Source organism: Faecalibacterium sp. Marseille-Q4164 (assembly GCF_017377545.1).
GTDB classification, from domain to species: Bacteria; Bacillota; Clostridia; order Oscillospirales; family Ruminococcaceae; genus Faecalibacterium; species Faecalibacterium duncaniae.
This window is the reverse complement of record NZ_JAFREJ010000010.1, coordinates 1-14,247: the sequence shown is the minus strand read 5'-3', so window position 1 is coordinate 14,247 and position 14,247 is coordinate 1. Positions and strand designations below refer to the sequence as shown.

The 14,247-nt window shown below is 51.9% G+C and carries 13 protein-coding genes; 6 read left to right on the top strand and 7 right to left on the bottom strand.

Features of this window, described 5'->3' with window-relative positions; translation table 11 throughout:
• Window positions 1-36: 36 nt before the first annotated feature.
• From J3352_RS09555 to J3352_RS09535, 5 genes are all read right to left on the bottom strand, one after another.
• Entirely contained in the window at window positions 37-1,155 is a 1,119-nt protein-coding gene (locus J3352_RS09555) for a GntR family transcriptional regulator (RefSeq protein ID WP_118529301.1), read from the bottom strand.
• A 16-nt stretch (window positions 1,156-1,171) separates the two neighbouring features.
• The gene (locus tag J3352_RS09550; protein WP_117535515.1) at window positions 1,172-2,527 is read right to left on the bottom strand and encodes a sulfatase-like hydrolase/transferase; all 1,356 of its coding nucleotides are present in this window, start codon (window positions 2,525-2,527) and stop codon (window positions 1,172-1,174) included.
• A gap of 14 nt (window positions 2,528-2,541) precedes the next feature.
• Window positions 2,542-4,050, bottom strand: coding sequence for a tripartite tricarboxylate transporter permease (locus J3352_RS09545; RefSeq protein WP_156067188.1), 1,509 nt, complete (start codon window positions 4,048-4,050; stop codon window positions 2,542-2,544).
• An 11-nt stretch (window positions 4,051-4,061) separates the two neighbouring features.
• Window positions 4,062-4,577, bottom strand: coding sequence for a tripartite tricarboxylate transporter TctB family protein (locus J3352_RS09540; protein ID WP_179859583.1), 516 nt, complete (start codon window positions 4,575-4,577; stop codon window positions 4,062-4,064).
• A 91-nt stretch (window positions 4,578-4,668) separates the two neighbouring features.
• On the bottom strand, window positions 4,669-5,634 hold the full coding sequence (locus tag J3352_RS09535; RefSeq protein ID WP_156067246.1) for a tripartite tricarboxylate transporter substrate-binding protein: 966 nt from the start codon (window positions 5,632-5,634) through the stop codon (window positions 4,669-4,671).
• A 960-nt stretch (window positions 5,635-6,594) separates the two neighbouring features.
• Here J3352_RS09535 and mobC point away from each other — a divergent pair.
• From mobC to J3352_RS09520, 3 genes are read left to right on the top strand one after another with little or no spacing between them, the layout of a single operon-like run.
• Window positions 6,595-7,029, top strand: coding sequence for a plasmid mobilization relaxosome protein MobC (gene mobC / locus J3352_RS09530; RefSeq protein WP_156067185.1), 435 nt, complete (start codon window positions 6,595-6,597; stop codon window positions 7,027-7,029).
• On the top strand, window positions 7,001-8,536 hold the full coding sequence (locus J3352_RS09525; RefSeq protein WP_207700502.1) for a relaxase/mobilization nuclease domain-containing protein: 1,536 nt from the start codon (window positions 7,001-7,003) through the stop codon (window positions 8,534-8,536). The genes mobC and J3352_RS09525 overlap by 29 nt, the downstream gene beginning before the upstream one ends.
• Window positions 8,537-8,548: 12 nt before the next feature.
• Window positions 8,549-9,514: a hypothetical protein gene (locus tag J3352_RS09520; RefSeq protein WP_156068776.1), complete on the top strand. Its 966-nt coding sequence runs from the start codon at window positions 8,549-8,551 to the stop codon at window positions 9,512-9,514.
• A gap of 409 nt (window positions 9,515-9,923) precedes the next feature.
• Here the strand turns inward: J3352_RS09520 and J3352_RS09515 are convergent, their stop codons facing one another.
• Together J3352_RS09515 and J3352_RS09510 are read right to left on the bottom strand one after the other, a co-directional pair.
• The gene (locus J3352_RS09515; RefSeq protein WP_156068778.1) at window positions 9,924-12,278 is read right to left on the bottom strand and encodes a heavy metal translocating P-type ATPase; all 2,355 of its coding nucleotides are present in this window, start codon (window positions 12,276-12,278) and stop codon (window positions 9,924-9,926) included.
• Window positions 12,279-12,351: 73 nt separating this feature from the next.
• Window positions 12,352-12,708 carry a helix-turn-helix transcriptional regulator gene (locus J3352_RS09510; protein WP_015536701.1) on the bottom strand — a complete coding sequence of 119 codons (357 nt, stop codon included), beginning with the start codon at window positions 12,706-12,708 and terminating at the stop codon, window positions 12,352-12,354.
• Window positions 12,709-12,936: 228 nt separating this feature from the next.
• Here J3352_RS09510 and J3352_RS09505 point away from each other — a divergent pair, with 228 nt between their 5' ends.
• The 3 genes from J3352_RS09505 to J3352_RS09495 form a co-directional block, all read left to right on the top strand.
• The gene (locus J3352_RS09505; RefSeq protein ID WP_207700501.1) at window positions 12,937-13,464 is read left to right on the top strand and encodes a hypothetical protein; all 528 of its coding nucleotides are present in this window, start codon (window positions 12,937-12,939) and stop codon (window positions 13,462-13,464) included.
• Complete coding sequence (locus J3352_RS09500) at window positions 13,452-13,991, top strand: hypothetical protein (RefSeq protein ID WP_005935830.1); 540 nt, start codon at window positions 13,452-13,454, stop codon at window positions 13,989-13,991. Before J3352_RS09505 ends, J3352_RS09500 begins: the two co-directional genes overlap by 13 nt.
• A partial coding sequence (locus J3352_RS09495) for an FAD-binding protein (protein WP_207700500.1) occupies window positions 13,988-14,247 on the top strand: 260 nt, incomplete at its 3' end. The genes J3352_RS09500 and J3352_RS09495, both read left to right, overlap by 4 nt.

Below are 14,247 nucleotides of genomic sequence, written 5' to 3'. Positions count from 1 at the left end.
TTCTCCCGGAGAGCAGTACTGCCTCCGGGAGAATCTTTATTTTACCTTTTTGATCTTCCGGATGGAATGGCCATCGTAGAGGATGGGCTTCATGACATAAGTGTAGTTCCGGTCATCGCATTCGCCGGTGGAAATCATCTCCATAAGCCGCAGCGCAAGCTGACGTCCCATCTCGAAGCCTTGCTCCACGGAGCAGGTAACATCCTCCTGCCGATAAGTTTCTTCGGAATAATCAAAACAGACCAGCGAATAATCTTCGGGTACAGTCTTCCCCATTTTCTGCAGGGTTTTCATGACCAGCCGATAGATGATGTAGTTGCAGCAGACGATAGCGGTGCATTTAGGGATGCTCTTCAGAAATCTTTCAATGGAACGGACATAGCTTTCGTTGTGGGCTTCGTCCGAAATACACCACTTGATGTAATCATCGTTCAGTTCCAAACCACGATTTCGCATCGCTTCCGCCATGCCTTGAAACTTTTCTACGCTCTGGTAGTTGTCGTACACGAAGATGCCTGCAATGTGGCTGTGTCCGGCATCCATCAGGCGTCCTATCAGCTGATGGGCACATTCGATGTCATTGATCGTTACGCGGGGGCAGCGCAAGTTCCGATAGAAGTTGTTGTAGAATATCACCGGGATCTTACGTCGGTAAAGCTCCTTGTAGCAGTCAAGATTTGGGCTGAGGATGCTCGATTTGACACCATCCACGATGAAACCGTGAAAATTCTGATGTACCACAGTCTCCAGACAGCGGCGTTCGTTGCAGAATTTGTTATCGGTCAGAAATACATGGAGGTCAACCTGCTCCTGCGTCAGAACACTGCGAACCCCTTCGATTAATCCCGAATTGGCACTTGTATCCTGTCCCTGCAGGACAAGGCCGATTTTATAAAGGGCATCATCTGTGTTCAAATCCCGCGTCATTACTTTTTCCCGGTGGAAATAAGTCCCACTTCCCTTGAGCTTGTACACGAGTCCTTCTGCTACCAACTGGTCGATGGCCACTCGTATCGTTTCTCGGCTGACACCCAGCTTCCGGCAGAGCGCATTTTCCGAAGGCAAACGCTGGTTCCCGGAAAATTTGTTTTCGTCAATATAAGCCAGAAGCCAGCGATAAACCTGATCGGATTTTTTCTCAACAGCCGAGAGCATGGGCAAGCGCTCCTTTTCAGTCGGTGATAGTGGGGCGGCTGCCTTCCGCGTGCTGAATCCAATTCAGCAGACGTTCACGAAGTTCCGCCTTGACCGCAGCATATGCAGGATCCGCGACCACATTGTTCAGCTGCCACGGGTCTTTCTGCATATCGTAAAGGAAGTCGTCTGCATAAACATCGGATGCCGCAGCCTCGCCGCCGTTGACGCCGGGTGCATAGACAGAATACATATAATCTGCAGTACGGATGCAGCGTCCGCAACGGCTTTCCGAAATCTGTGCATAGACCTCATTGACTCTATTATGGTTTTTCTTTTCCACAACGTCAAGCAGATTTTCACCGATCATCTTATCACCGACATCCACGCCTGCCAGAGCCAGCAGAGTTTTGGGAATGCTTTCGGTGCTGACCAGGTCGGTGATCTCCTTGCCACCCTTGAACGGGCCGCCACAGATGACCAGCGGCACATGCAGGCAACCGTCATGGCAGGAGCGCTTGTAATCATCATAGCCGTTCAGGTGCGCGTCACGGTTGCGGGTCTTGAAGTGAGAGCCATGGTCGGAAGCATAGAGGATAACTGTATTATCATACAGGCCTTTTTCTTTCAGCTTTGACACCAGCTTACCAAGGTTTTCATCAAGGCTGGCACACTGGCCCAGATAATCCGGGTACTCTTCCGCTGCGTTTCCACCCAGAGCCTTCAGATCTTCCGGCAGAACAAAATCTGCGAATCGCTGCTTGGAACCGTTGGGGCCTTCGTAGTGATTATGGTCGTTCTGATGGTGCGGCTCGATCTGCGACACGGTCATGAAGAAGGGCTTTTCGCCGGCATACTGGTCAAGATAGTCCAGCGCAAACTGGTTAATGCAGTCGGCACGGTAGCCCTTGAAATCGATGCGGTTGTTGTTCTCATCAAACACATAGCCATCGTAGCCGTGGGAGGTGAACTCCAGCACATCCGCAGCACGCCAGTAACCGGTATAGCCACCGCGCAGCTCCAGCGGAACAGCGGTGATGGTGTGGTCAACGGTGGGCTTTTTCTCCAGCTCACCGTCCGAAGCCAGATGCCACTTGCCGATGTAGGCCGTCTCGTAGCCGGCATCCTTTTCCATGTACTCGCCCAGCGTCTTGATGTTGGAGGGCAGCATCAGATTATTGCGGAAGCAACCGGTCTCGGTGGGATATTTGCCGGTCTGGAACAGAGCACGGCAGGGGCCGCACACCGGCTGAGGCGAAAAGGCATTGTCAAACTTCACACCCTCTGCCGCCAGCTTGTCCAGATTAGGCGTGATATTCAGTGGCTGGCCGAAGCAGCCGCAGGTGTCCCAGCGCTGCTGGTCACTGAAATAGAAAATGATATTATATGCCATGGTTTTACCTTCCTTTACTGTTCTGCTTTGGTGTTCTTTGCTTCCTTCATCTTGCCGCGCAGGATGCCGATGATAACCACCACGATCAGCGCAATGAAGATCCAGCAGAACACGCTGCCAAAGAAGATGTTGGGGCTGCCGTCCGAGATGAGCAGGGCGCGGCGGAAGTTCGTCTCGGTCATATTGCCCAGCACCATGCCCAGCAGCACAGGGACAGCGGGCAGCTCCAGCTTGCGCATGAACCACGCCATCACGCCGAACACCAGCGCAACGCTCAAATCAAAATAGCTGCTGTTCACCGAGTAAGCACCGGCGAAACAGAAAATCACGATGATGGGGGTCAAGATCTGCTGAGGGATGGAGACGACCTTTGCAAACAGGCTAGTCAGGTATTTGCCCTGCAGGAACATGAAGATGTTCACGAGGATAAGGCCCAGCATGATGGCATACATGATAGCGCCGTCGGTGGTGAACAGCGAGAGACCGGGGTTCAGGCCATTTATCATCAGGGCCGACAACATGATGGCCACGCAGCCGTCGCCGGGGATGCCCAGCGTCAGCAAGGGAATCAGGGTCGCGCCACAGACGGCATTGTTGGCAGACTCAGCAGCCGCAACGCCCTCCACAGAACCGTGGCCGAATTCCTCGGGATGCTTGGACAGGTTCTTCGCAGTGTTGTAGGAGAACCACGAGGCCTCCGACGCACCCGTGCCAGGTACGATACCAACACAGGAACCGATGATAGAACCCATCAGCACTGGTCGGAACATCCGCTTGTATTCATCTTTTGTGATTTTGCCGTCATCATTGCCGATTTTTCCGGCGTGAAGGTTCAACTCATTCCGCTTCAGCTCTGCCTTGCCAATGATTTCCACCAGTGCGAACAAACCGATGAGGGTAACGGCAAGGTCAAGACCCAGATACAGACGGGGAATACCAAATGTAAAGCGGTCATAGCTGGTCATGGGGTCTGCGCCCACACAGGAAATAAGCAAACCAAGGCAGGCGGCGATGATGCCCTTGACAAGGCTCTTACCAGAAACGCCTGCAATAATCGTCATGCCGAACAGGCAGACCATAAAGTACTCCGCCGTGCCGAGCTGTGCCGAAATTTTTGCGACCTGAGGGCCGAGGAAGAGCAGCACCAACGCAGAGAAGATACCGCCAAAGGTAGATGCATAAAGTGCAATTTTCAACGCCGCCTTAGTGCGGCCCATTTTGGACAGCGGATAGCCGTCCAGCATAGTAGCCGCCGCGTGGGGCGTACCCGGCGTGTTGATAAGGATAGCCGATACCGAGCCACCATAGCCACCTGCGCAGTAAATGCCCAACAGGAACATCATGCCGGGAATCGCACGCATGGTATAAGTGACAGGCAGGAATAGGATGATGCAGAGGATAACACTTAATCCCGGGATGGCCGCGAACACGCAGCCAATAAAGACGCCGAGGTTTATCCAGATGATATTTTCGAGGGTGAAAAGCAGCCCGGAGGCCGGGCCGATAAAGTCAAACAAACCCATATTCTGCCTCCTCAGAAACTAACATTCAGCACAAAGTGGAATACGACCCAAATCAACACAGCCATTGAAACTGTGATGGCATAGTAAAGGGGTTTCTTGCAGCGGAAAAAGACCAGAAATGCCAGTGCGCAGAATACAGCGCCCACAACAAACAGATCCGTGACCTCTGCCAGCAGATAAGTGACCACCAGAATGAGGACGATGACGAGTGCTTTTGTTTCCACCAAAAGATTCAGCGTTTTAGTTTTGGTCGGGCGGTGCATCACCATGTTGTATGCCTCGCGGCCCACCAGAAGGGCGCTCATGGCCAGCATGAGCCAAATCAGCATCGTCGGGAAAGCGCGGCCATTCACAACGTCTTTTTCCGAGATCTGCACCTGCTGCGGCATGATGAGCAGCAGCACGATGCCAATGACCAGAAACAGAATGCCGCAGATCAAATCAACAGGGTACTCGATGTTCTTCTTCTCGAGCTTCGCGCCCCAGTCATCCAGTCTTGCTTCGATGCGTTCTATCAGATTTTTCACCTGTTTCCACTCCTTTTTAAATATAAAAGCAGGGGGACGGGGTCATCCCCTTCCCCCTGCTTCAGCTTTTTGTCGCTATGAGGACTTTTTATCAGCCTGCCACGATGTCCTTATACTGCTCGACGATGCTCTTGACGTTCTCAATGTGAGCTTTCACATCGTCCTCGGTCATGGTATCGACTTCCAGCAGCATAGTGTCGTTCAGCCACTCGACCATCTCATCATCGGCGAGGATCTTGTCGTACAGCTCCTTCAGTTCTGCAACCTTCGCGGCATCGGTACCCTTGCGAGCCATCACGAAGCAACGATTGCGGAAGAAAGGATAGCCCTTGGAGCCAACGCCTTCAACACCTGCGAAGGGACCGTTTTCGATAGCCTTGTCATCGAATGCACAGACCACATCAACGCCGCCCTGCTGGTAGGTCTCAAGAATCTGAGACTGGTGAGAGACCGCGAAGTTCGTTTCACCCTTAGCTACAGCCTGTGCAGCCTCCGCAGCGGACTGGTACGGAGTCAGTTTCAGCTGGTCGCCGGCACCCATAGAGCCGAACAGAGCCGCTGCCAGGAAAGCCTCGGAGCCGGTAGCGCCGTTAACGGCCACGGATACGGGGTTGCCTGCCTTGACATAGGCCTCCAGATCGTCCAGATTCTTGAGGTTCAGTGAAGAATCAGCGGACAGGACGAAGACGGAGGAGTACAAGTTCTCCACGAACTCGAAATCGTCGTAGCTGAACTGCAGCTTGGCCGGATCCAGAGTCTCGGTAATGGCGAACAGACCTTCACCGGCGAAGACCAGTTCCTTATCATTTGCCTTAGTACTGGACACCCAAGTGTTGACAGTAGCAGCATCGCCCTTGACGGCTTCAGCAACCAGTGTGATTTTATTATCAGAATAATCAGGGGACTTGGCAGCAGCCTTTTGGCTGACCATCGCTGCTACACCAGACGGTGCCCACGGGCAGGTAACTTTCCAGCTCTCCTGTTTGCTTCCGCAGCCGGTAAGCATCGACAAAGCAAGGACACCGGCGGTGACCAACGCCGCAATACGCTTTTTCATCATTTTACTCTCCTTTTTTGTTTTGCCTTTTCGTGTGGTAGCAAGCACTTCACCGTGCTTTTGTTACCAACAAGATAACATTTCAAGCAATTTCAAGTCAACAAATTTTTTTATTTTACAAAAAAAGTTGTCTGGTAAAAGAGCTAAATGACCACATCTGTATTTTGCTGTAGAAAACTTATTGTGCATATTGCACATCAGCTTGAATCATCTTTGTGCAGCTTAAATTCTTTCATGATGTAAAGTGTATCATATTCATAATAGAAGTCTTACTATTGTCTCCATTCATAAATAATTTCTTCGGAATCATCTTGACGTACTCTACGAACCATGATATTCTCTATCACAAATCCCACTGAACTTGTAGATTGATTGCAAATCTTCTGCAAAAGTGGTTGGTTATCACCGTGAGACCCACCACTTCAGTGAAGGAAAAATCCACGAAAGAAGCTACCGCCCCGCAACACACCCGATTCATTTTGCCGCCGATTCACCCGACAAAATCATCGCTGCGCTGCGTGGGCGGTATTTTTCTTTTTCAGGGAAGATTGCACCTTGAAAATTTCATGAGCCGACCGGACGTGATACCGACTTTTCGTCAACGCCGCTGCAAAACAGGGGCAGGAACTTCGTTCGGAGCAAACGGCGATCAACATACACGAGCAGTGGAACTCTCTACTTATTTTTGCGTCTTAATAATTCGGAAACATTTGTTGATGAAGATCTTTGAGCGCAGCGGTAGAGGGCAAGAACCGTCCCGTGGCCACAAATTTTCAATTCTTGAAAATTTCCTGTCCATCCGGGACTTCACTTCTCAAACTCTTGCGAGTTTTCTAAGTGATCTTGTTGGGGCGTGCCTGCCCCAAACCCTGCTCATATTCGCACCTTGCGGTGCGAAAGAACGGCGTGTCGTGCTTTACATAACTTCACCGAGGAGTTATCGAACAGACAGGAGGTACAATGACCAAAACGAATGTTCAACCGACCCCTAGCAATTCCAAGCACCACGACACGCCGAACAACAAAACGCACGTCATCAAGTTCCGTGTGACAGCGGAGGAAAAAGCGTCACTGGAACTCACTTGCAAACTCCTGAATCTCTCCCTCTCCACTTTTATCCGCCGCGCCATCCACAACGTCAAGATCGAGAAAACGGTCATCGTTGCCGGCGGCGGAGAAGAAACCCTGACCGCTGTTTCCACCCTGCTTGCCCAGTGCAGCAAGGTGGGCACCAACCTCAACCAGCTTGCAAGGCACTTCAATTCCGGCGGTGCAGACACCGAGCAGATCCGGGCGAAACTCCTTGACGAACTTGCAGACCCGACCGCATTTCGGCTGCACGCCGAGAAAGTTCTGGGTGAACTGTATGGCAACGCTCAAGCATATCGCCTCTAAAAACTCGGACTATACCGCCATCGAAGCGTACCTCGTTTACCAGCATGATGCGTTCACCGGGAAGCAACTTCTGGATGAACAGGGCAGACCGAAGCTGCGAGAATCGTACATCCTCGATACACTTGAGTGCGGCGATTTCTCGTTTGCAATGGCCTGTCTGCTGGCAAACCGCAAGTATGGTAAGAACACCCAGCATGGTGATATCAAAAGCCACCAGTATATCATCAGCTTTGACCCCAGAGATGCAGCCGACAACGGCTTGACCATGGAAAAGGCACAGGCACTTGGCCTGAAGTTTTGTTCTGAAAATTTTCCCGGTCATCCTGCCATCGTCTGCACTCACCCGGATGGGCACAACCATTCGGGAAATATCCATGTCCACATCGTGATTGGCAGCATCCGAACACGAGAAGTGGAGCGTAAGCCCTATATGCAGAAGCCCCGCGATTGGCGCGAGGGCATGAAGCACTCCAGCACCGCCCAGACCATGCGGCACCTCCGTGTCGAGGTCATGGAGCTGTGCGAGGGTGCCGGACTGTACCAGATCGACCTGCTCAACGGCTCGAAAGAGCGCGTGAGCGAAGCTGAGTATTGGGCGCGTAGGCGTGGTCAGTTGAAACTTGACCGTGAGAACGCAGCCCTCACCGCAGCTGGACAGCCGCCCCAGCAGAAGAAGTTTGAAACCGTGAAGGACACTTTGCGGAAACAGATTTCTTCGGTGTTGTACCGCACAACGAGTTTTGAAGATTTTTCTGACAGGCTCATGCAGCAGTATGGTATTGCCGTCAAGGAAAGCCGTGGGTGTCTGAGCTATCTGCCCGCTGGCAGAACGAAGTTCATCCGCGCGAAACATCTCGGGGACAAGTTCGATAAGACGGCAGTGCTTGCCACATTGCAGGCAAACGCCGAACGCAAACCCAAGGTACAGTCCAAGCAGGATACCATCGGGAAACTGATTGACATCCAGTCGAAGATGACTGAGGGCAAGGGCATCGGCTATAAGCGTTGGCTCACGAAACACAATCTCAAAGTTATGGCACAGACCGTGAAGCTTCTGCAGGAAAAGGGCTTGACCGACGAGGACGCTCTGAACCAGCGCATCACCGAACTGGAAACCAAGTATCACGACTCGCTGGCGGTGGTGAAAGACCTCGAAGGTCGCATGAAAACCAACAATGAGCTGCGCTATCACATCGCAGCCTACACCAGCACCAAGAATGTCGCACAGCAGCTAAAGACCGCCAAGCGACCCGCAGCCTTTGAGGAGCAGCACCGTGCAGAGCTGACAGCCCACCGGGCGGCAGCAGCCTATTTCAAGGCAAACAGCATCACAAAGCTGCCCAGCCCGAAAAAGCTGGAAGCCGAGTATGCGCAGCTGGCATCCGAAAAGGCAAAGTTCTACGAGCAGTACAAGGAAGCGAAAGAGGAACTGCTCAAACTGAAAACCGCAAAGCAGAATGTTGCGTCCTTTTTCCGGGAGGAAGAACAGACGCAGCAGGAGAGATAAAGGAGTGTGCGTATGATCAATCTGAAAATCGATCCGGAGTTCCAGTCCCAGATTCCTCCTCTGACCGATGATGAATTTAAGCAGCTTGAAGAAAACATCCTCAAAGAGGGCAAGCTGATTTCTCCTTTGATCGTGTGGAACAACACCCTTGTTGACGGCCACAATCGTTATGCAATCCTCCAAAAGCACCCAGAGATTTATTTCTCCACCATGCCGCTCCGATTTGAGAACCGCGAAGAAGCCATTGCGTGGATTTGCCGGAATCAGTTGGGACGGCGAAACCTGAGTCCCGAACAGAAACGCTATCTGCTTGGGAAGCAGTACGAAGCCGAGAAGAAAGCTGCAAAAATCTTTCGGGGCAATCAGTACACTTTAGCAAAGAAAAGTGGTGGTGCTCACGATGATAACCACCACTCCGGGAAGAAAACCTGCGACCGAATCGCAGAAGAAAACGGTGTCAGCCGTGCCTCTGTTCTCCGTGCCAGCCACTATACACGAGGCATCGACATTGCGGACAACCTCTCTCCCGGCATCAAGCAGAAAGTCTTTTCCGGTGAAGTGAAGTTCACCAACGAAGAAATGTCCAAGCTTGTGCAGGCAAGTGTCGAGCATCGTTCAGATGTCCTTGCTCAAATCCTGCATCCAGAGGCATTGGAAGTGTTGGAATCTGCCAGCGCTGAATTTGAGCCTGAAAAAGCGGAACCCGTTCCCATGCCCACGCCACAAACAGAAGAATTCCGGTGCTATCATGTGCCGGACGAGTTTATGAAGGTTTACAAATCTTTGAGCCGTGCGACCGAAATGATGAAAAACTCATGGAAGAAAACGCTCAAAAACAATCCCAGCTATTTCACTGACCCGGAAAAGCAGAAGGTTCTCCGCTTCGCAATGCAGCGACCTGCTAACTACCTGACTGAAATCGAAACCTATCTGGAAAAGGCTCTTGCAGAAGCCCTTGAAGAAGAAAAGACCGCATAACGACAGGCACTTGTAAGCCATCAACGAGCCACCAGCCGCAAGTGCAGGGCGGAAAGCATCCGCGCCCTTGCGCCTGATAAAAAATGGAACTTTGATTTTCTTGTCCGGCTTTGCTGCGGTGGGACGATCAAAGGAGCGTGCGTTTGAACAAAAAGAAAAAGTCCACAAACACTTCCCCCTATCCCGATGAAGCCATCGAACGTCTGGCACGGGCATTCTACCCGGCCATCCTTGCCTGCTGGAACAGTGAGGAAGGTCAGCGGGAGTTTGCCGCGTGGCAGGCGGAACAGGCTCATATCTCTGGCAAAGAAAAACAGGAAGTTCCCGCTGGGGAACTCCCTGCCTTACTTATCGTGTGTGGATTTTTGCAGGGTGCGTCCGGGTGGGCGCACCCTGTTTTTGTTTGTGCTTATTTCTTCAGAATCCGCATTGCGTTCAGAACAGCGATGATCGTGACACCCACATCACCGAACACGGCTTCCCACATACCGGCCATGCCGAGTGCGCCCAGAACAAGGAACACGCTCTTGATGCCAAGAGCAATCACGATGTTCTGCATCACGATTCGCTTCGTGGCCTTTGCAACATCAATGGCTTCCACAAGTTTCGACGGTTCATCTGTCATCAGGACAACATCCGCAGCTTCGATCGCGGCATCCGAACCCAGTCCGCCCATGGCTATGCCGACATCTGCACGGGCAAGGACGGGGGCATCGTTGATGCCATCGCCCACAAAGGCGAGCTTGCTGCCCTGCCGTTTCTGCTTATCCAGCATTTCCAGCTTTTCGACCTTCTGGTCGGGCAAGAGCTGTGCATAATACGCATCCAGACCAAGTTCGTCTGCCACCGACTTGCCGATTCGCTCATCATCGCCGGTGAGCATAACAGTTTTTTCCACGCCGATTTTTTTCAGCTCTGCGATTGCGCGGTTGCTGTCCGGTTTCACCTCATCTGCAATCAGGATACAGCCTACATAGCTGCCATCCGCTGCTACATAGACCTTTGTTCCGGCTGCATCGCAAGCAGAATAGGCAATCTTTTCAGATTCCATCAGCTTACTATTGCCAGCCAGCACCTTCTTTCCCTGCACCATAACACTGATGCCATGTCCAGAGATTTCCTCAAAGCCAGAGAACTGCTTCTGGTCGATCGACTTTCCATAAGCTGCAAGAATCGACTTTGCAATCGGGTGGTTGGAATAACTCTCTGCCTGTGCAGCATACTCCAATACCTGCTCTTTCTGGTATCCGGCTGCCGGAATGATATTTGCGACCTCAAAAACACCTTTTGTCAAGGTGCCGGTCTTATCAAAGACCACCACGCTCACTTTGTTCAGTGCCTCCAGATAGTTGCTGCCCTTTACCAGCACACCGCGCTTGGATGCAGCACCGATACCACCGAAGAAGGTCAGGGGAATGGAAATGACCAATGCACACGGGCAGGAAACGATCAGGAACACAAAACCTCTGCGCAGCCACTCAGACCAGCCGCCACCAAGGACGAGCGGCGGAATGATCGCCAACACAGCCGCCATTCCAACAACGACCGGCGTATAGTATCGTGCAAAGGTCGTGATGAAGTTCTCGGTAGGAGCTTTTCTTGCGGAGGCATTCTCCACAAGGTCAATGATCTTCGACACTGTGGATTCCCCGAAGCTCTTTGTGACTTTCAGCGTCAGCAAACCGCTCTGGTTGATGCAGCCGGACAGGGCTTCATCGCCTTTGCGGATGCTTCTCGGCACAGATTCGCCGGTCAGTGCCTTGGTGTCCAGCATGGATTCGCCATCCACAACGATGCCATCCAGCGGGATTTTTTCACCGGGTTTTACCACGATGATCTCGCCCACCGCAACGCTTTCCGGAGAAACGACCTGCAATACGCCATTCCGCTTGACGGTCGCCGAATCCGGACGGATGTCCATAAGGTCAGAGATGGACTTTCTGGAACGCTTTACCGCCAGCGACTGGAAAAACTCTCCGACCTGATAGAACAGCATGACTGCAACGGCTTCCGGGTATTCCCCGATGGCAAATGCGCCGATTGTGGAAACACTCATCAGGAAATGCTCGTCAAATACCTGTCCTCTGGTGATGTTTTTCACTGCTTGCCACACGACATCCCAACCAAGGATCACATACGCCACGATCAGAAATGCCAGTTCTGCTGGAGTCGGCAGCTTTGCGAACACGGTCAATGCCATACCGATTGCATAGACCGCAGCACCCACGGCAAGACGTATCGTGCGCTTCTTGTCCTCATCGTTATAGACCGCCGCTTTTTCTTCTTTTTTGACAGGTGCAGTGGCTTCCGGCTGCTTTTCCGACACCTCAACGTCCGGCTCGTGGCTGTGAACAATCGTGGTAACGGTATCCAGCAGGGAAGCAGCCACCGAGGTTCCTGCCTGAACGGTCAGCGTCTGGTTCATCAGATTCACGGTCGAAGAAGTCACGCCGTCCAGTTCACCGACTTCCTTCTCGATTTTTGCAGAGCAGTTCGGACAGTCCAGACCTTTCAGGAGATAGACCTTCGTCACCGCAGGTTCGGTCTTTTCCGACACTTCAACATCCGGTTCATGGCTGTGAACGATCGTTTCGACCTGTTCCGCCAATGTTGCATCCGCAGACTTTTCTGACTGAACGGTCAGTGTCTGCTGCATTAAATTCACGACCGAGGATTCCACTCCCGGCAATGCTCCGACCTCTTTTTCTATCTTGGCGGAACAATTCGGGCAATCCAGACCTTTCAGGATGAATACTCTTTTCATTTTGACCTCCACCGTATTTTCTTAATTGTTCAATCGTTCAACTTAAAAGGCAAAAAGATAATCGCTTACGCGATCATCCTCTTAAATGCTCAAATCCCTTGTCGATGATCTCTTTTACATGATCATCCGCCAGCGAATAATACACGATCTGGGCCTCTCTGCGGAATTTGACCAGTCCGGCAAGCCGGAGTGCTTTCAGCTGGTGAGAGATCGCCGATTTGGTGACGCCCAGCAGAACCGCAAGGTCGCATACACACATCTCGCTCTGTTCCAAAGCATGAAGGATCTGCACTCTTGTGCCATCTCCGAACAGCTTGAAAAGCGATGCAAGCTGGATGTAGTCGTCTTTCGGCTGCATTTTGCCTTTTACATCGTTCACGATGTCCTCATGGATCACATCGCAATTACAGGTGTATAAAGAATTTGACATCAGACGTTCTCCTTGTTTTGTAGTTGAACAACCGTTCAATCATATTATATCTGCTTTTCCTCCGTTGTCAAGAGGAAAAGTTAGCATCTGCTTCCCGCGATTTGTCGTCTAACAGACCTTGACAGCCTCCTTATTTCGCATACAATATAGTTGAGTATTCATTCAACTGCTGCGTTCTGAGCAGAAGATTTTGTATTTGAACAACCATGCAATAAAAGAGGTCTATCTGTGAAACGAAAATTGATCACGCTGGTTCTGACATTGGGATTTCTTGCCGCGTTTGGCGTATTTATGCACTCACCGCCCTCTATTCTGGATGGGCTGACCGGTGCGACCCCGAAAGCGAAACGTGCCGCACAAATGGCCGCACCGCTGGAGGGTAACTATCTGTTCTGCATCAACCCTGAACTGGAATCGTTTTCTGATGCGGATTTCCGGAATGACCTGAAAGCATTTGTTTCCGGTGAGACAGAAGTCCTTTTCGATGCCGGACTGCCGCACATGACGCTTTCGGTCTGCAAAACAGACTATCCCTTGCTTCGCTATGCAACGGCTCTTTGTGAACGCCTAACCGCTGCCGGAGCAGATGTCACGTTGAAGCAGTACAGCGAAACCATGCTGCGTTCCCGTGCAATCAATGGGCGGTATCAACTGCTGCTGGTTTCGGAAAATACGCTTGATGCAACAGCATTGCCGGATGCAGACATCCTTCTGCTCTCCGCAGAAGAAATGGAGGACCCCTCATGCGAAAACTGAACACCATTCTCTCCGTTCTGCTACTTTTCATCTGTCTGCTTCATGGGCTGATGGGCAGTTTTATGTTGCTGGGCATCAGTTCCGGGGCAGGAAAGTTTCTGGCATGGATCGGCGTTGGCATTCTGGCGGCGCACACCGTCCTTGGGCTTTTGCTGACCGCACAGACATTCCGGGCTTCCCGGTCCGGCGGAAAACTCTACGGAAAGCAGAATGCTCTGTTCTGGGCAAGGCGCACCAGTGGGCTTGCTATTTTGCTCATGCTCTTTTTCCATATTGGCGTGTTCGGCAGAGTGCAGGACGGCGTATACATTCTGTTTCCGTTCACAACGGTCCGGCTGCTGACGCAGCTTTTACTGGTTGCTTCGGTATTTGTGCATCTTCTGCTCAATCTCCGACCCCTTCTGGTATCGCTGGGCATCGTCCGGGATAAGGAGCAGCGCGGCGACCTCTATCTGATTCTTTCTATACTGGTGCTGTTTGCTGCCGGTTCGATCATTCTATATTATATCGGGTGGAACAATGTATGAAACACACTTTGGTGATCGTGGGTGCAGGGCTGGCAGGGCTTTCCGCTGCTTTGACTGCTGTGAAAAACGGCTGGACGGTAAAGCTGGTGTCCTCCCTTGCCTCCGAGCGGGCGCAGTCTGTTATGGCAGAGGGCGGAATCAATGCAGCCTTGAATACCAAGGGAGAGGAGGATAGCCCGGAGCAGCATTATACAGATACCATGACCGCTGCCTGCGGACTTGCTGACCCGAATGCAGTCTGGGGGATGACGCAGGC